15 protein-coding genes and 1 pseudogene are annotated in these 18,125 nt (G+C 47.3%); 8 read left to right on the top strand and 8 right to left on the bottom strand.

From position 1 onward, the window contains the following. The first annotated feature begins 66 nt into the window (after window positions 1-66). The 4 genes from thrC to KV201_RS06065 all read left to right on the top strand — a co-directional run bounded on the left by thrC (window position 67) and on the right by KV201_RS06065 (window position 6,858). A complete protein-coding gene (gene thrC, locus KV201_RS06080) occupies window positions 67-1,350 on the top strand; it encodes a threonine synthase (protein ID WP_071939186.1) in 1,284 nt (427 codons plus the stop codon). 364 nt (window positions 1,351-1,714) lie between these two features. Then, on the top strand, window positions 1,715-2,017 hold the full coding sequence (locus KV201_RS06075) for a hypothetical protein (RefSeq protein WP_014620644.1): 303 nt from the start codon (window positions 1,715-1,717) through the stop codon (window positions 2,015-2,017). Between the two features lie 289 nt (window positions 2,018-2,306). After that, a complete protein-coding gene (locus KV201_RS06070; protein WP_226058821.1) occupies window positions 2,307-3,164 on the top strand; it encodes an ABC transporter substrate-binding protein in 858 nt (285 codons plus the stop codon). Window positions 3,165-3,573: 409 nt separating this feature from the next. Further along, entirely contained in the window at window positions 3,574-6,858 is a 3,285-nt protein-coding gene (locus KV201_RS06065; RefSeq protein WP_226058820.1) for a S41 family peptidase, read from the top strand. Window positions 6,859-6,964: 106 nt separating this feature from the next. Here KV201_RS06065 and KV201_RS06060 read toward each other — a convergent pair. From KV201_RS06060 to KV201_RS06040, 5 genes and pseudogenes are all read right to left on the bottom strand, one after another. Then, a pseudogene (locus KV201_RS06060) lies at window positions 6,965-7,383 on the bottom strand (hypothetical protein). Between the two features lie 235 nt (window positions 7,384-7,618). Beyond that, window positions 7,619-8,056: an OsmC family protein gene (locus KV201_RS06055; protein WP_071939181.1), complete on the bottom strand. Its 438-nt coding sequence runs from the start codon at window positions 8,054-8,056 to the stop codon at window positions 7,619-7,621. Between the two features lie 108 nt (window positions 8,057-8,164). Then, window positions 8,165-8,515 (bottom strand): DUF3325 domain-containing protein, encoded by a 351-nt coding sequence (locus KV201_RS06050; protein ID WP_006080813.1) that lies wholly within the window; start codon window positions 8,513-8,515, stop codon window positions 8,165-8,167. Beyond that, complete coding sequence (locus tag KV201_RS06045) at window positions 8,512-10,209, bottom strand: PepSY domain-containing protein (protein ID WP_226058818.1); 1,698 nt, start codon at window positions 10,207-10,209, stop codon at window positions 8,512-8,514. Before KV201_RS06045 ends, KV201_RS06050 begins: the two co-directional genes overlap by 4 nt. A 1-nt stretch (window position 10,210) precedes the next feature. Continuing rightward, window positions 10,211-10,594: a DUF3649 domain-containing protein gene (locus tag KV201_RS06040; protein ID WP_071939179.1), complete on the bottom strand. Its 384-nt coding sequence runs from the start codon at window positions 10,592-10,594 to the stop codon at window positions 10,211-10,213. A gap of 429 nt (window positions 10,595-11,023) precedes the next feature. Here KV201_RS06040 and KV201_RS06035 point away from each other — a divergent pair, with 429 nt between their 5' ends. Further along, window positions 11,024-12,592, top strand: a complete 1,569-nt coding sequence (locus KV201_RS06035) for a methyl-accepting chemotaxis protein (protein WP_226058817.1) — start codon at window positions 11,024-11,026, stop codon at window positions 12,590-12,592. A gap of 248 nt (window positions 12,593-12,840) precedes the next feature. Continuing rightward, complete coding sequence (gene raiA / locus KV201_RS06030) at window positions 12,841-13,197, top strand: ribosome-associated translation inhibitor RaiA (RefSeq protein ID WP_006085098.1); 357 nt, start codon at window positions 12,841-12,843, stop codon at window positions 13,195-13,197. A gap of 92 nt (window positions 13,198-13,289) precedes the next feature. On the opposite strand, the gene KV201_RS06025 is transcribed toward raiA, so the two are convergent. From KV201_RS06025 to KV201_RS06015, 3 genes are all read right to left on the bottom strand, one after another. After that, the gene (locus KV201_RS06025) at window positions 13,290-13,814 is read right to left on the bottom strand and encodes a DUF6622 family protein (RefSeq protein ID WP_226058816.1); all 525 of its coding nucleotides are present in this window, start codon (window positions 13,812-13,814) and stop codon (window positions 13,290-13,292) included. Between the two features lie 95 nt (window positions 13,815-13,909). Next, window positions 13,910-14,560, bottom strand: a complete 651-nt coding sequence (locus tag KV201_RS06020) for a response regulator transcription factor (protein WP_012088628.1) — start codon at window positions 14,558-14,560, stop codon at window positions 13,910-13,912. Between the two features lie 28 nt (window positions 14,561-14,588). Next, a complete protein-coding gene (locus KV201_RS06015; protein WP_226058815.1) occupies window positions 14,589-15,752 on the bottom strand; it encodes a sensor histidine kinase in 1,164 nt (387 codons plus the stop codon). Between the two features lie 183 nt (window positions 15,753-15,935). On the opposite strand from KV201_RS06015, the gene KV201_RS06010 reads away from it, so the two are divergent. Next, a complete protein-coding gene (locus tag KV201_RS06010) occupies window positions 15,936-16,445 on the top strand; it encodes a DUF2141 domain-containing protein (RefSeq protein WP_006080821.1) in 510 nt (169 codons plus the stop codon). Window positions 16,446-16,459: 14 nt separating this feature from the next. Continuing rightward, on the top strand, window positions 16,460-18,118 hold the full coding sequence (locus KV201_RS06005; protein WP_226058814.1) for a carotenoid oxygenase family protein: 1,659 nt from the start codon (window positions 16,460-16,462) through the stop codon (window positions 18,116-18,118). Window positions 18,119-18,125 lie beyond the last annotated feature (7 nt).

The raw sequence follows: 18,125 nt of genomic DNA, 5'->3' as shown, positions 1-18,125 counted from the left end.
CTTATGCATGAAGAGCATGCATCAAGAATTAGCATTTAAGGCTTAGCATCAAAAGGTCGAGTGAGCATGGAACTATATAATTTAAAACACCCTTCGCAGAAAGTGAGCTTTAAAGAAGCAGTGCAATTAGGTTTAGGTCTGGACAGAGGTTTGTTCTTTCCCACCCAAATTCCGGTCTTGGACGATATTGAAGGGCTGCTGGCGCTGCCATTTGTTGAGCGCAGTAAGAAAGTGCTCGGTGCATGGCTTGCCTCTGAATTAGGGCAAGATGCGGTAGATGAACTGGTTGAGCGTGCCTTTAACTTCGATTTACCTTTAGTTGCCGTCGATGAGCAGCGCGCTTGCCTCGAATTGTTCCACGGTCCTACTCTGGCATTTAAAGATTTTGGTGCGCGTTTTATGGCGCAATGCGTCAATGCCTTTGTCGGCGACACACGCTTAACCATTCTGACTGCGACTTCGGGTGACACAGGCGCCGCGGTTGCCGATGCTTTCTATGGACTTGAGAAAGTCAATGTGGTGGTGCTCTATCCTAAGGGTAAGATCAGTGAGCTACAGGAAAAGATGTTCACGACGTTGGGCAAAAACATCCACACAGTTGCCGTATCGTCCGATTTTGATGCCTGCCAAGACTTAGTTAAACGCGCCTTTGATGATCCAGAAGTCCGCGAGGGGCTGAGCTTAAACTCGGCGAACTCTATCAACATTAGCCGCTTGCTTGCGCAAATTTGTTATTACTTTGAAGCCGTTGCCCAGTCTAAACAGCGCCACGATGCCGATCCTGTGATTTCAGTGCCAAGTGGTAACTTTGGTAACCTGACGGCGGGTTTATTCGCCAAAGCCATGGGGTTACCGGTTAAACGCTTTATCGCCGCAACCAATGCGAATGATACTGTGCCGCGCTATTTAGAAAACGGCCAATGGCAGCCCAATCAAACCCAAGCGACTATGTCTAATGCGATGGATGTGAGTGAGCCAAGTAACTGGCCGCGAGTGGAAGCCATTTGTGAGAAATTAGCTTGGCCGCTGAGTAACTTAGTGGGCATGCGTTTATCTGAAGAGCAAACTTCACTGGCATTAGCTGAGTTGCATGCACAAGGTTACGTGTCTGAGCCCCATGCAGCGATTGCAGCTAAAGCCTTGTCTTTAACCTTAGTGCCCGATGAAGTGGGTATATTCTTAGGTACAGCGCATCCCGCTAAATTTAAGGATGTGGTCGATAGAGAGCTAAATCTTAACTTACCACTGCCGGTTGAACTTGAGGCCGTTGCCCACAAACCTATCTTGTCGGCTGACTTACCCGCCGATTTTGCGGCACTGAAAGCGCACTTATTCAAGATCTTAACCTAAGCTGCTTGTACTTAAGGTATTGGCCTAGCGGTGAGATAACATAGCGTTACAGAAGAGAAGGGAGCTTAGCTCCCTTTTTTATCAGCACAATTTTGATAAATACGTTTTTATAAATACATTGCCAACAAGTACACTTTTTACAAATGCATTTTTTTATAAGCGCACTTTTTACAGATGTAAGCAAAATAACGATAAATTGATGAAACTGTGTTGCAGGTAAGCATAAAAGAACTTTTATTTAACTACATGATATTTAATTAATATTTGTAACTTATTGTATTATCTTTGGTAATAAAAATGTGATTAAGTTCACAATTTTATTGGTTTTAATTGTTTATGTTCACCCGCGTGTTTACTCAGTGGGTTGATTGATTTGTCTAGATTTTTTCTATTAAGTGTCTGTTTTTGCGTCTTAGCCTCAGGGTGTGCAACCGATCAACGTGAGTTATATCGGCGCATAAATGTAGCCTACGATTTTGAAGTGACCCATTGCGACAGTTTTGCCATCGTCACTGGGGTGAGTCGCCGCGAGAATAATCTAGATGAAGCTAAAGAGTCTGCCATTGCTCAGGGAGAGCAATTGGGCGGCACGCACATCGTTTGGTTACAGACTGATATGGGCGATCCCACTAAGGTTGTTGCTGTTATTTATAAGTGTCAGATTTAGTTAGCTTAACCTTCAACTTGATTTCAGTTACTCAGGCGGAGTCTTTATGGCAAGTGCATTAAGTCGGCTACACTAAACGCGTTAAACTAGCTACTGTCCTTTTTTGTTGTTGTTCTCCGCGCCCTATTTCGGTTAATTACTATGATCTGACTGGTGTTTATGGCGCACTGTCTAAGTGCCAACTACGCTTATTTAGGTACTAAAACACCGCGGAAGCCTGACGTTGAACCGTTTTGCTTCATCTTCATCAGGAGAGGATCGCCAACTTAAGGGGCAAGTAACTTAGCCTATGTCATTGTTTAAATATGTTCCTGTCTTATTGCTGCTTTTTTTAGCTTTGCCCGCCAAAAGTGCGTTGCAGGTTAATAGTCCTTTACCCTGTAGTAAAACCATTAAAGTCGGTTATAACGACTGGCCTCCCTATGCTTGGCAAGATCCCCAAGGAGAAGCTCAAGGTTTAGATGTGGATCTGATGCGGGCATTTGCCGTGTATCTCGGCTGCGAAATCAATTTTATCAATGTGCCTGCGAAGCGATCGCATCAGATGCTGAAAGCTGGACAGTTAGATGTGTTGATGGGAGCGACAATGACGGATGAACGTCAGGCTTATGCGCATTTTTCCAGTTATTATCGAGACGAAGAGCTGCGCTTATTCGTGCTCGATGAGCAAAAAGATCAGATCAATGTCGATAAGTGGGAGGACATTTTTACCAAAAAGTTACGCCTGCTTGTGCCTTCAAGCGGTTGGTATGGCGCCGATTATCAAGAGTCTCAATATCGATTAGAGCAGGAGCATTTATTGGTGTTAAGCCCTGACTCAGATAAGTCGGTACAAATGCTCACCTATGGTCGCGGGGATATGATCGTCGGCGATACTATGGCCATGCCTTATATTGCTAGTCAGCATCAACATATTAAGCTAGTGCCGCTCAAGTTAGTGTTAGATCAAAACCATATCCATTTAATGCTCAGCAAAGCGAGTATGACGCCAAGCCAGTTAGAGCAGTTTAATCATGCGATTAAGGCCTTGATGGATAACGGTGAAATTGCACGCGTGATCAATAAATGGCAACAAATGTCACTGGCGAAACAATCCAATATGAGCCGCCTAAACAGTCCACTAAAGACGCTGTACGTCAGCCCGTAATCAGGCCTTAACGTTAGCCCTTAACATTAGTTCTTAATATTAGTCCTAAACACTAGCCCTAAACATTAGCCCTCACGTTAGCTAATTCTGTCTTACTCCTGATGATTTTTATCGTGATGCAACAGGGTAACGCTATGATCTTTGGTGTTTTCCGCTAAAGAAGATTGTTTTTTACTCAGTTGTTTTCCCGCGATTTAAGATGTGACACATTTGCTAAAACTTCTCTGGCTCGAAGTTACTGAACTCTCTATTAAATTCTGCTAGCTTGGTGGGCTAAATTGTCATGCTTTGGGCTTGATTGCGTTTTTTCGCAAAAGTCTATGGCAAGAATTTCTTCGCTAAATCTGCTAGCAAAATCTCGTAGTCAAAGAGTCCATTGCTAAAAATAACAATAGGATAGAGGTCATACATGAAACTTCGCCATTCTGTCGCCTGCTGCATGCTTGCCCTAGGCACGTTTACTGCGGCCCAAGCCATCGCTGCCGATGCGGTGAGCAATCAAGGATATTACCGCGCGCCAGCCCTACACGATCAAACCTTAGTCTTTACCGCTGAAGGGGATTTATGGACTCAGACCTTAGGTCAAAAGGCGGCGACCCGCTTAACGAGTTTACCCGCAGAGGAGCTAGGTGCGACCATTTCAGCCGATGGCAAGTGGGTTGCTTATGTGGCCAATTATGAAGGCGCGAGCGAAGTGTATGTGATCCCGGTTGCCGGCGGTGTGGCCAAGCGGGTGAGTTTTGAGAATAGCCGTGTGCGGGTTCAAGGTTGGACCGCCAAAGGCGAGATTTTATATTCCACAGACAGTGGTTTTGGCCCCGCGAATAATTGGATGCTACGCAGCGTCGATCCTAAAACCCTCACGACCACAGATTTACCCTTAGCCGATGCGGTCGAAGGTGTGATTGATGATCGCAACGAATACGTGTACTTCACCCGCTTTGGCCTGCAAGTCACTGGCGATAACGCCAAAGTGTACCGTGGCGGCGCAAAGGGCGAATTATGGCGCTTTAAACTTGGTAGCAAAACCGAAGCCCAGTTGCTCAGCGGCCAGCACGACGGCTCAGTGCGTCAACCTATGCTATGGCAAGACAGACTCTATTTTATCAGCGACAGCGATGGTAACGACAACCTCTGGTCGATGGCGCTCGATGGTTCAGACGCAAAACAGTTGACCCAATTTAAAGATTGGCAAGTCCGCGGCGCGCAGATGGATCAAGGCAAAGTGGTCTTCCAGCAGGGCGCAGATATCCATGTATTTGATATCGCCGCCGCGAAAGACGCATTACTCAATATTGAACTCACGTCCGATTTTGCCCAGCGCCGTGAGCACTGGGTGAAAGATCCTATGGATTATGCCTCCTCCACCGATTTAGCCCTTGCTGGCGATAAAGTGGTGATCACCGCCCGCAGCCATGTAGCAATTGCGGGTGTTGATGGCTCACGCTTAATCCAAGTTGCGCTGCCAGGGACTTATCGCGTGAGAGAAGCGATATTGAGCCAAGATGGCAAGTCGGTTTATGCGATTAGCGACATGACGGGTCAGCAGGAAATTTGGCAATTCCCTGCCGATGGCAGCAGTGGCGCCAAGCAGCTGACAAAAGACGGTCATACCTTAAGAATGAGCCTGAATCTGTCCAATGACGGTCGATTTATCGCCCACGACGATAACGATGGCAATGTTTGGCTGCCCGACTTAAAGAAAAATACCAATCAAAAAATCATCACTAACGGTGAAGGACTTGGACCTTACGCTGATATTCGCTGGTCCGGAGACAGTCGTTTTATTGCATTAACTAAGTCGGAAATCGGTAAACAAAGACCGCAAATCGTCCTTTACTCTGTGGATGAAAATAAGGCCGAGACGCTCACCAGCGATAAGTACGAATCCTATTCGCCGACCTTTAGCAGTGACGGCCAGTGGTTATATTTCCTGTCAAATCGCCAATTCAGCGCCACGCCAAGTTCACCTTGGGGCGATAGAAACATGGGCCCAGTGTTTGATAAACGCAGCCAAATTTTTGCCATCGCCTTAGTTAACAATGCCAAATTCCCCTTTAGTAAACCCAATGAACTCAGCGTTAACCAAGCTGACAAAACGGATGCTAAGGATAAACCGAATCCGGTGAAAATCGATTGGTCTGGTATTTCGCAGCGTTTATGGCAAGTGCCTATCGATTCAGGCAATTACAGTGAACTGCGCGCCGTTGATGGCAGGCTATATGTGCTCGACCAAGCGATGGGTGATGACGCTGAACCGAGTCTGATGACCATCAAGTTTGATCCATTAAGCCCTAAAGCCGAGGTTTTTGCCGAGGATATTGGCCAATATGAGGTTTCTGCCGATGGCGAAAAGCTGATGCTGCGTAAGTTCAGCAATGACAAGGCGCTGATGATTGTTGATGGTGGTGATAAGCTAGGCGATACAGATAATGCCGAAGTGCAAACGGATCAATGGCAATTAGCGATTTCTCCCCAGCTTGAATGGCAACAAATGTTTGAAGATGCTTGGTTGATGCACAGAGAATCTTTCTTCGATAAGAAGATGCGCGGCCTCGATTGGCAAGCGACCAAAGCTAAGTATCAACCTTTGCTTGACCGCCTGACTGACCGTAACGAACTGAACGATATCTTCATGCAAATGATGGGCGAATTAGATTCATTGCACTCACAGGTACGCGGCGGTGATTTACCCAAAGATCCAGATGCGGCTAAAGCAGCTAGCCTAGGTGCGCGCCTACAGCAAACTGCAGATGGCGTTAAAATTGCGCATATTTACAGTAACGATCCTGAGTTGCCAGCTAACGCTTCACCGTTAAATCGTATCGAAGTCGATGCCAAAGAAGGAGATGTGCTGCTGGCCATCAATGGCACGCCAGTGGCGAACGTGGCTGATGTCACGCGGCTGTTGCGCAATCAACAGGACAAGCAAGTATTACTGCAACTTAAGCGTGGCAGCCAAACCCATAAAACCATCGTTATGCCCGTCAGCGCTATGGTGGACGGCCAATTACGTTATTTAGATTGGGTGAGCCATAACGCGACTGTGGTCGAGGATGCGAGTAAGGGCAAGATTGGTTATTTGCACTTATATGCCATGGGCGGCGGCGATATTGAAAGTTTCGCCCGTGAGTTTTATACCAATTACGATAAAGACGGTTTGATTATCGACGTTCGCCGTAATCGCGGCGGCAATATCGACAGTTGGATTATAGAGAAGTTATTGCGCCGCGCTTGGGCTTTCTGGCAACCGACCCACGGCACGCCAAACACCAATATGCAGCAAACCTTCCGTGGCCATTTAGTGGTGTTAACCGATGAACTAACCTATTCCGACGGTGAAACCTTCTCAGCGGGAATTAAAGCGCTGGGTATTGCGCCGCTAATTGGTAAACAAACGGCAGGCGCGGGCGTGTGGTTATCTGGGCGAAATTCGCTGACCGATAAAGGTATGGCGCGAGTGGCCGAGTATCCACAGTATGCAATGGATGGTCGCTGGGTGCTGGAAGGACATGGCGTAACGCCGGATATTGAAGTCGATAACTTACCTTTCGCCACCTTTAACGGTAAAGATGCACAGCTTGAGACTGCGATAAGCTATTTGAAAGATGAGTTGGTTAAGCAGCCCGTTCCAGCCTTAAAAGCGCAACCTCTGCCTGCAAAAGGAATGGCACAGGATATAAAAGCTAAGTAATTGATATTTAAATTCAGTATTTAACTAAAATTTAAGGTATCTCAGTTAGCATAGTCGCGTACAAAGTTAGGGTGTTGTCTCTTAGTTCCCGAGACAACACCCATTTTTATGCCCATTCATTAATATTCTTACTCGTTTCTGCATAGTGTTCACTTGCTGTTGTTGGGCAATGTGATTAACTGTTATCGCTCTCGCGTCTTCGTTATGGCTTAGGTAATAGGCCGTTGGCGCCGAAATCCCTTGGCTTGTTCCTGTCGCTATATTGGTCATGTCGGCGATTAGTTGGTATTTCATCTTCGCGTGTTTCAATTCGACTAAGGTTTCTATGTTATCCCTCAGTGCTGGCATTTCTACTGGTTTTTGCGCATTTGCCGCCAATTGTTTTGCATCGCGAGAAAGCGTTACTGTATCCGTTGATGTTGGTGCGCTGGTTTGCGTGGCATTGTTAACCTGTGCAAATTCAGCGCTGGAGACATTTTTTTGTGGGCTGACAGACGGGGAATGTCGCAGTGGTTGAATGTGCATCTTTTAACTCCAACAGTTGATACCAAGCTAAGATTGGCTTCGATAGTACTGTTTAAAATCTGGATATGAACTAAACCATAGAAAAGGTTTTGGGATGCTGATGGTAAGACTCTGTGTGGGGGCGGCGACGGTGATTCGGTGATGGTAATGAGTCAGACTGGTAATGATCTGCGGTGCGGCAATAAAAAAGCCCGCTTAGGAAACCATTAGCGGGCCGTAGACATCAGCACAAATCTTAAAACTTGATGTGAATATCTGTCGCTAAACTATTGGCGATAAAGCAATTTACATGTGCTTTTTCGTGAATTTTCTCAAGGGTTTCTTGGCTGACTTCAACCCCTTCGGCAAAAATGACCTTAGGATTCAGCACCATCTTAGTGACGGCCAACTTGCCCGCTTCGTTTTTACCCAGCTCTGCAGTGGCATTGTCCACATAGGACGTGACAGGTAAGCGCTTAAGATGTGCAATCGCGAGAAAGGTCAACATATGGCATGAGGATAACGCCGCTAGCAGGCTTTCCTCAGGGTTTACATTCTGCCCATTGCCTTTGTATTCCGGTGCCGACGAGGCTTGAATCGTCTGGCCGCTGCCAAATGTAATACTGTGGTCTCGACAAAATTCGCCTTCTTCGGCGGGCGAGGTTTGCCAGTTAACCGTTAAGTTAAAGCCCATTATTTTCTCCTATCTGAAGGACATCAGGGCACTATAGCCTAGCGGTGCGCACTTAGCCATGACCTGTGGCTCAGTGCGGCAGGAAGTTATAGCTTAGTGCAACAGAAGTTATAGCCCGGCGCTCAGTAATAGGCTGCTTGTGAGTACGCTGCCAGCGACGATACCAATCGGTAAATGGCGTGGACTGTAGCTTAACGTCAGTATGACCAGCATGGCCGCGAGGGAAATGATCCCCATAAACAAAATGCTACCGTAGGCCCAGCCTTGATCGCTCGCGCAGGCACTTAAGCTAAATGCCAGTAATAACCAAGCAAACAAGGTTAGCAAATGGCTTTGCCATTGTGCTGGTGGACGGTTAAACACATCCTTAAAATGCCCAAACTTAGCTAAGGCGAACAGCGCAAGTGAGAGATAACTTAAGCCTAAGATCCCAAGTACAGGGATAAATTCTGGCATCATGATTTGGCTTCCTCCAATGAAGACGGCGAGGTAAGTTCGTTGGCTAGGGATGTTTGTGGCTCGCTGCGGCGCGCCTTATTCGCCTTGGTATTCGGCGCATTGAATGCGGGTCTTGCTGGGCGCTTGGCTGGGGCTTTAGCAATTAAAGTTAATCTTTTGCTGGCAAATAGCATAGCGCCGCCAAGTAGAATGGCGAGCACGTCAAATCCGACTAAAGGCCATTGATGGGATTGGATATTATCGATGAGATTACTCGGCGATGTGAAGGCATTGAGCACGGGCAGTGCACAGCACAAACTGCCTGTGATTATCAATGCTGCTTGCCACTGGCGACGTGAACGGCCAAAGAAAGCCCACACTCCCATTGCCGCTAACGCGATAAAGAAGCTGTGAACTTCCCATTCGGAGCGGCCTGCAAAACTTGTCGATAGCAGACGATTTGCGTAAAAGAAGCTCACAGCGCCTAAGGGTAATCCTAAGATAAACATGAAGTTTAACCCTTCGACGAGACGTAATCCTAAGCTTGGTTTCTCGCCTTTATCTATGGCTTTCTGTTGTTTTTGACGTAGGCGAATGGCCCACATCAAAGTGCCTGTTGCGACCATAGCGCAACCCAATAAGCCGCAGAAAAAGAACAATATGCGTAATAGTGGGGCGGCAAAACGCGCCGTGTGTAGCGACATCATAGTGTCGTAAGTAGCGGATGCTCCCGAGGCTTCATGCGGGCTGGCATACTTAAGCTCACCATTGACCCCGTTAAATATCAAAATGTTGGCCTCATCGGTCACATCTTTACCTGTGTTTTGGTAAAAGGTCACTTGGCTATTTTGATCGTTAGGGTATGACACTATCACTTGCTTAATTGGCGCATCGCCCCAAGCGGCTTGCACCTGCGGCAGTAATTGACTCAGCTGCACCTGTGGCGCGCTAATCCCCGTGGCTTTCTCGGTTTGTCTGGCGGGGTTTAGCTCTTTTAAAAAGGCTTGGTTGTCACCCGAATAGGCGGTATCCACCGTCCACGGAATATAGATCAACATCAGGGTGATAAGCCCGGTATAAGTGATCATCAGATGGTAGGGCAGGGCGATGACAGAGCTCACATTGTGTGCATCTAACCAAGAGCGGGCGCCCTTGTCGCGTCTAAAGCTGAACATATCCTTGAAGATCCGCTTGTGGATCACTATGCCGCTGATAAGGGCAATTAGCATAAACATAGTGCAAATACCGACGATATATCGGGCCGTAATTGCGGACATATAATGCAAGTCAAAGTGCAGACGATAGAAGAAATCGCCGCCACGACTTGCGCGCACTTCTGAGATCATGCCGCTGCCATCGGCGAGGGCGACATGTTCTTCTGTTTTGCCGCGACGTTGACCTTTTTCTGGTGGCAATTGCCAACTAACACTTTGAAAGGGCTTACGTTCGGTCGGAAAACCTATCATCCAACGCTGCGCCGATTCGGGCGAATGCGCAGCGATATAATCTTGGCCTTTATCCAGCTGATTTGCGAGCGTATCGGCTTGATAGTCTTGATAAACCCCTTGGTGTAATTCGGGTTCGTTCCAAAGGCTGATTTCATGGCGGAAATAGCTCAAGCTACCCGCAAAAAAGATCAACAATAACACCCAACACACGAGCAAACCTGCCCAAGTATGTAGCCAAGATAAGGTTCTAAAAAATGTCTCTTTCATCTTACTGCCCACACACCTGAAGCAAACCAAAACATAACAAACTCACTAGGCCTAAATCTCGCCATGCATGCCAGGTTTTACGTACACAAAAGGCGTAAATAATGGCAACGGCATAAAACAGAAAAGCCAACATATTGGCCGTTATTGTGCTTTCGAAGCGGGGCATAGGTAGCACGACTGTCAGCAGGCAAGCCAAGGTAGCTGCCGCAATATAACCCGCCAGTAGGGCGGCGCTCGCGCGGGCAAAGACTTTGAAGGCAAACTGCGATTGCTCTTGCTTAAACCATCGCGCAATTTGCACAATCCCCCGTGAAATCAGTGAGAAAGAGCGCGTTTGCACTGCAGATGATTGCGTTGACGTTTCAAACGCGGGTGTATTAGACATAAGTGCCACTTCTCATTTCGAGCCAATATGGGTCCGTTATGGCTATCCGTTACGGTTAATTCTGCAACGTGTGCTTGAGCTTTCTGGTTTAACGGCAGAAGACTCGGCTTAATGGCGAATGCATTTCTATTAACAGGGAATAGCTAACCGCGAGAAGTATAACTTAGTTAATTCAAATGATAAACGATATCATTTAGATTCGAATGTAAATATGTGATCTTGGGCTGATCCGCTTAAATCGATGTAGAAGTAACGAGTGCTTCGTCACAGTTGTTTGTTTTAATTTATTATTGTGTGTCTAGTGGTTACTGCTTGTTTAGCGTTAGGTTAATTTTTGTGCTGTCAATGTGAGCTTTATCAATTTTGATGTACTGAGGTTTTGGCAGAATGCTCGTTATCTTTTTTACCGAGACCTAGCCTGATAACCCTATGCATAAAAATTCTAAGAATGGTGAAACACACCTGTCAGATAATGCGATTTTACTATCCACGACGGATTTGAAGGGAAACATCAAATATGTGAATCAGACTTTTTCGCAGATCAGCGAGTTTAGCGCTGCTGAGTTGCAAGGGAATCCCCATAACATAGTGCGTCATCAAGATATGCCAGCGGCTGCGTTTAAGATCCTTTGGGAGCGAATTAAGCAGGGTAAACCTTGGATGGGGATCGTTAAAAATCGCACTAAAAATGGCGGTTATTACTGGGTAAATGCCTATGTCGCCCCTGTGTATGAAGACGGTAAAATTCACGAATATCAATCTGTTCGCCGCCAAGCCACTCCAGAGCAGATCAAAGCCGCCGAGAGTATTTACAGCGATATTAATCAGGGTAAGCAAACTAAGGTATTGCGCAAAGATAGGTTTGGTTTCAGTGGCAAGATACTGCTGGCCATGCTGATTTCGATTATGACTACGGCAATAATTGCCAGTTACTCTCCCATTGTTGCCGCGATTGCGGGGATGACGGTAGCGTGCCTAGCATGGTATTTCCTGATGCAGCCGCTGCAAAAGCTCGTGTCTATGGCAACCAACATTATTGACGATCCTGTGGCGACGGGCGTGTATACCGGCCGCCAAGATGAGATTGGAAAATTGGATCTTGCCTTGCGCTTTTTGAGCACCGAAATCGGTGGCGTTGTTGGCCGTATGGCGGATTCGGCCAGTGAAATCCAATCTCAGAGTGTCAGCCTTAAACAAGCCATTACCAACACTTGGGAACATGCCGATAGTCAGAGCGAACAAACAACGCAGGCTGCAACGGCGATGGAGCAGATGAGCGCCAGTTTTGCCGAAGTGACGGGCAACATTCATCGCACGGCCTCTGAAATGGTGTCGAGCCATGAGGCGGCGCAACGCGGGCATTCACGCTTAGAAACAGTGATAGAGGCGATACATCAGTTGAGTGTGCAAGTGAGCCACTTTTCCGATGTAGTTCAAACGATTGAAGAAGATAGCCGTGCGATTCATCAAGTGCTTGAAGTGATACGTGCCATCGCTGACCAAACCAACTTGTTAGCTTTAAATGCGGCAATCGAAGCGGCGCGGGCAGGGGATAGTGGTCGCGGTTTTGCAGTGGTGGCTGATGAGGTCAGACAATTATCGAGTCGTACTAGCCAATCCACCTCGCAAATCGAGTTAATCGTTAGCCGCTTTAGGGAAAGTACCCAAAGGGCGACTTCGACTATGGTGGCGGGACAAGAGCAGGTTAAACGTTCGGTAGGCTTAGCGCAGGAAGCCAGTGTCGCTTTTGGCGAGCTGCTTTCATCCATAACAAGGATTAACTCCTTAAGTGATGATAATGCCGCGGCGATGACCCAGCAGACTTCAGTGGCCGCTGAAATTAGCCGTGCCATCCATGTGATCAGCGATTTGGCTCAACAGAGTTTAGAGCAGACGCTCGATGCGGCGGCGCGTGGCGATCAAGTGTCGCGTTTATCGACCAAGACGCATCATCTGTCCCAGCAGTTTTGGCAGCAGAGCGTGCAACGTAAATATTAAACGTATTTACCTTATGTCGTATTGGATTTTGTGATTGATTTATTATTAATGCCTGTTTATAAATCAATCACTTAATCGTATTTTTCTGGCGGTTTTATTTTCAACTTCTTGATGGCGGTCACATTTAGGAGATGCTAATACCTGAGTTGATCGAAATATTTGCCAATTCCCCTTGTGTTTTATCCTGCATGCCCCAAGCTCTATTAGTGAAGCGAAAATAAAAGTAATGACATTAAAAGGGACAACCTATGAAAATAAATATTTCTGGTCACCACGTCGATGTTACTGATTCTATTAGAGAACATGTTAACGAAAAGTTTGCAAAAATCGCCACCCATTTCCCCTCTCTGATCGCGCTGGACATCATTATTGCGAAAGAGCATGGCGAGTATCAGGTTGAACTTCGTACCAATTATGAAGGCAGCCGCATTTCCGCTTCGGGTACCGATGAGGTTATGTACCCAGCTATCAAGGCCGCATCGAAAAAATTAGATGCTGCACTTAAGCACCGTAAAGGTCAGCTAAAAGCAGATTTACATGAAACCCCGAGCTGCACAACGCCAGCCATTGCCCATGAAATTATCCAAGAGATGGAGCTTCGTTAGGTTTTTAGCCATTACTCATCGCCTTAGATGAGCACAAAAAGGGCCTTAACTGGCCCTTTTTGTTGGCTGCAATTTGAGTAAGTATTAGCGCACTAGTGCGCCGAATAGCCGTTAATCTGAGCATGATGCGCGCCAGTGAGTATGCGAACTGCTCTTAGGATAAAGATGCCACTGAGCAGGCCATAGGTAGCGCTAGTGATGGCGATAAAAAGGTAGTTTTCTAAGATATTTGCCTGTGTCGCGAGTGTGTAAGCCACGGCATATTTAATGATAAAAATCCCTAAAATCAGCATTAGCGGCAGCCAACTGCCTTTGATATGGTACAGGCCTGCTTGGTAACTGACAGGCGTTTTAGGCAGCAGAGACCAAGCTAACCCCACCGTCAGTAGCAAACTGACTCCCCATAGCACAAGCGCTAATGGGCTGTGTAGACTCGAATTGAGTGACATCACAGACCATATCGTCATCACCGCTGGCATCAGTAATACGCGGCCTAAGCTGAGTTGACGATCCTTTGTCTGGCTCAGCCCTAAATAAATTAGTCCTGCGAGTAAAACAAAGACCCAAGTTGGCGTGTGGCTGATTATCGTGCCGATGGCATTAATTAGATTTTGCATCAGTGTTCCTTTCCTATGAATTCATGCAGTTTGGGTAAGATTGATTGCGGCCGTTGAGCACGGCCTTTGCTGTTGTCACTCTGAATACTATTGGGTTAGATCAATGCCAGTTGCAAGCCCTTGAGTACAGCTTGGGTGCGGTCTCGGCAATCGAGTTTAGTGAGTATGTTAGAGACATGATTCTTCACTGTGCCCTCGGCTAAAAATACTGCATTGGCGATTTCCTTGTTGGAGAAGCCGCCCGCCATAAAACTGAGAATTTCCCGCTCCCGTTCCGACAATAATTCATTTCTAGTTACCCCAACGCTAGGTGCAGGTTTAGGCTCACTCATCTGTTTGAGTACCGAAGGCTCAATCAAGTAGCCGCCTTTGGCGACGGTTTCGATGGCGTGCAGTAACTTATCGAGTGACACGTCCTTGAGTAAAAAGCCATTGGCTCCCGCCTGCAAACTATTGAGGAATAACTCACTGTCGTCGAAGGTGGTTAACATGATGACAGGTAAGCGATTGGCACTCTGACGTATCTGTTTGAGCATGGCGATGCCATCAAGATTTGGCATGCGAATATCACTGAGCAGCACATCGACAGGATTATTGGCGAGTTGGCTGAGTGCATCTTGGCCGTCTTCAGCCTGCCACACCACGCGAATGTTGTCGGAAATGGCGAGCAGGCTAGCGATACCTTGGCGAACCAATTGTTGATCTTCTACTAAGCCGACACTGATGATGTTGTTTTGCATATCCATAGCGATTCCAAAAAGTGTTTAATAAAAGTTAAGCGAGTGCTGGGAGGGTGAGGGTGAGTTGGCAGCCGGGCGCTGAGTCATTCGCCCTTAGCTGCACCTTGCCATTAAAGGGCTGCAGTCTTTCCTGCATGCCGCCGAGCCCTGTACCGAACTGTCCTGTACCGCTTTTAGCTGATGCGTTTCGCGCGGCTACCCGTGTTAGCCCCAAGCCGTTGTCGCTCAGTTGCAATACCAGTGCGTTTTGGGAGTCTTCCATGCTCAGTTGCAGTTGATTCGCCTTGCCGTGGCGCACGGCGTTGCTGATGCCTTCTTGCAGGACTAACAGCAGGGCTTGAGTCAGTTCGGCTGATTGCAGTGGTTTCATAGTCTTGCAGGTGAGAGTGACGCTGGGTAAGCGGGTCATCAGCGCCTCTAAAGGTGGGACTAAATCCAATCCCACGTGCACTCTTTGAGCCCTAACGACGGCGCGAATACTTTCAAGTAGCTCTTTTGCTAAGGATTTACTTTGGTTAACTGGAGGCTTTAGTTCTTCGGGCGCTTTATGGCTCAGTACTTCTAATTGCAGAGAGAGTGCTGTGAGCTGGTGGCCGAGAATATCGTGTAAATCGCGGGAGATCCGCAATCTTTCCTGCTGTTCGCTGGCTTGACTAAGTAGGGCGCGGGTGGCGATAAGCTGTTGGTTTAGCTGTTCTTGTATCAAGCGTGATTTACGCTCGGAAAGCCTTGCTTGGCTGCTGCTGTAGGCAAAGAATTGAAAGCCAAGATAGATCAAAATATTGAACACATTGCTTTGTTCATGCACATGCCATTGCAGCAGCGCGTAATAAACAAGGTTGGCTAACAGTAACTGCGAAATGGCTTGGCGGCGATTAAAAAACTCAGGCAATAGTGACGCCCAAATAACGAAGAGGATCGGCAGCAATGCATGGTTTGCCGTGAGCAATAAGCTCAACACGATCAACGGCATTGCTAGTGTGGCAAGGCGGCGAAACAGAATATTGTTATGCGCAACTTTATCGGTAGCTATCAGTATAAATTGCACTAAATACAGCCCATAAAGCGTGGCATTGAGCATGCCTTGCCATGTATGCAATGCGGCTTGGTTTATCCCAACCCAAGCCACTAATGCCCAAGTGAGCACTCCTGCGGCAATTAACATGCTCTCTTCTTTTGCTAATCGATTTTCTAGCACGAATGACGATTCCTTAATCCAATTCTGCCGACCATTCTAAGGTATCAGCGCTAGATGTCACTATGCCAAAAGTCATCTTGTTAAATTCTTGTTTCATGACTTTTGGCACCTGTTTTTAGTCCTGTGATTTTTTAAGCTAACTCCATCGCAGTTACTTATCAGCGCAAATAACAGGAGTAAGACATGAAACACGTGAACTTAACGATGACAACAACCCAGATTCGCCGAGCCAATATGACCAAAAGGACGTTATCAGCGATTTGGGGCGCAGGCTTAGCTTGCTTGCTCTTGTCGGCAGGAAGTGTATCGGCAGGCACCATGTCCACAGGCAGCCAGACACATACCCTGACTGTGGATATCGATAATATTCAAGTACAAACCGGCGCCTTAATGGTTGAGCTTTATGCCAATGCCGAGGATTACGCCGCAGGCCACAATCCTAGCGCTTCTATGATAAAGCCCGTCACTAAGACAGAGCATAGGCTGGTATTTAGCGATCTAGCCGATGGTCAATATGCGGTCAAGGTCTTTCATGATGAAAACGGCAACCACAGCTTAGATACCAATATGTTAGGAGTGCCGAGTGAAGGCTATGGTTTTAGCAATAACGCCGGCAGTTTTGGACCTGCGAGCTTTAAAGACGCCAGCTTTAGTTTGCAGGCCGATGCGCAAATCACGATACATATTCGCTAAGAGGGGGCTGCACCATGGATAGACGTCAATTTCTAGCAGGCTCTGCCGCCCTAATGACGACCGCAGTTTGGGCAAGTTCGGTGGATAAATTACTGGCACTGGATAATGCACAAGCAGTCGCCCGTGAGCCATGGGCCATGGGTTTTAACGGGGCAGAAGGCGACTATCCGCCACTCACTATGCAGGTTTCGGGTGAGTGGCCAGCGCAATTGAGCGGCAATTTATATCGTAATGGGCCAGCGAAAATGTCTCGGGCAGGTAAGGCATATCAACATTGGTTCGATGGCGATGGCATGGTGCAGCAGTTTAGTGTGGCCAATGGGCAAATTCAGCATCAGGCTAAGTTTATCCAAACAAAGAAGTTTAAAGTGGAAGAAGCCGCTGGCGCATTTAAGTACACCACCGCAGGCACAGTGATCCCCAATGCTTTACCCATTCGCAATAACGATGACTTGAATGTGGCTAACACCAGTTTATTACCGCGCCACGGCGAGTTGCTCGCGTTATGGGAAGCGGGTTCACCCTATCGACTCGATGCGCAGACCTTAACTACGCTCGGTGTTAAAAGCTTTGGCGACAAGTTTAAGGGCTTACCCTTTTCCGCCCATCCACTCGATGATGGACAAGGTGGACTGTGGAATTTTGGCGTCTGGTATGTCGGCGGCGAGAAGCAATTACTTGTGTATCAAGTGGCAGCCGATGACAGCATTGCCAGAATGGAAGTGATTGAATTACCGCAGGCGAGTTATTTACATGCCTTCGCGCAGAGTGAAAATAAGCTAGTGTTTTATATTTCATCCTGCGTGTATGAAGAGGGCGAAACCTATATCGATGCCTTTAAATGGCGCCCCGAATTGCCATCGCAATTACTGGTTATCGACAAAGCCGACTTTAAAGCGCGCCAGTTACACCAACTGCCTGCAGGATTTGTGTTTCACTTTGGCCAAGCCATTGAGAAGAATGACGAACTGTCAGTGCAGCTTTGCCTCTATCCTAATTCGGCAATTTTAACTCAAGGGATGAAGGGGTTACTGACGGGGGAGCGTAAAACAAAAACACCCCATGCCGAGTTAGTGACGATCACAGTACCGCTCACAGCACCACTTACAGCAGCTAGCAAAACGCAGTTTGCGGAGACCTTGTCTTCCTCTGCACGAATTAACCGCAGCGGCGTGATGATGGAGTTTCCCCAGTTTGCGCAGCACACTATGAGTAACAAAGAGTCTGCACTGCAAACGAGCAATGCCGAAAAGCTTGCAGAGAAAATGGGCGGAGCTTCAGAGTTTGTCCCGTTATTTGGCGTTGGAGCAAGATCAGACTCTGCTGCTAATTCTAACTTTAAATATGAAGCCGAATCTGAATCAGGACTGAGTAATACTCTGTATTGTATTCATAATGCAAAAGATAGCAGCCAGCACGGTACGGATGCACTTGGCGACGCCAGCTATAGCGCGTTTTATCTTGGCAAAGGCAAGATTGCCGAAGAGCCGCTCTATATCCCCGCCACTGAGCAGCATGAAGCCTATTTGTTGATGACTTGGCTCGATTACCACAATGCACAGTCTGGCTTGTCTTTGTTTCGTGCCAGTGATATCAGTGCGGGTCCCATCGCTTCGGCTCAGATGAACAGGGTATTGCCATTAGGGTTTCACGGTTGTTTCATTAACGCTTAATATGTTG

This window comes from Shewanella sp. SR1, from assembly GCF_020447145.1.
In the GTDB taxonomy this organism is placed as follows: domain Bacteria; phylum Pseudomonadota; class Gammaproteobacteria; order Enterobacterales; family Shewanellaceae; genus Shewanella; species Shewanella baltica.
Note: the sequence above shows the minus strand (reverse complement) of the source record. Positions and strands in the feature narration are given on the sequence as shown.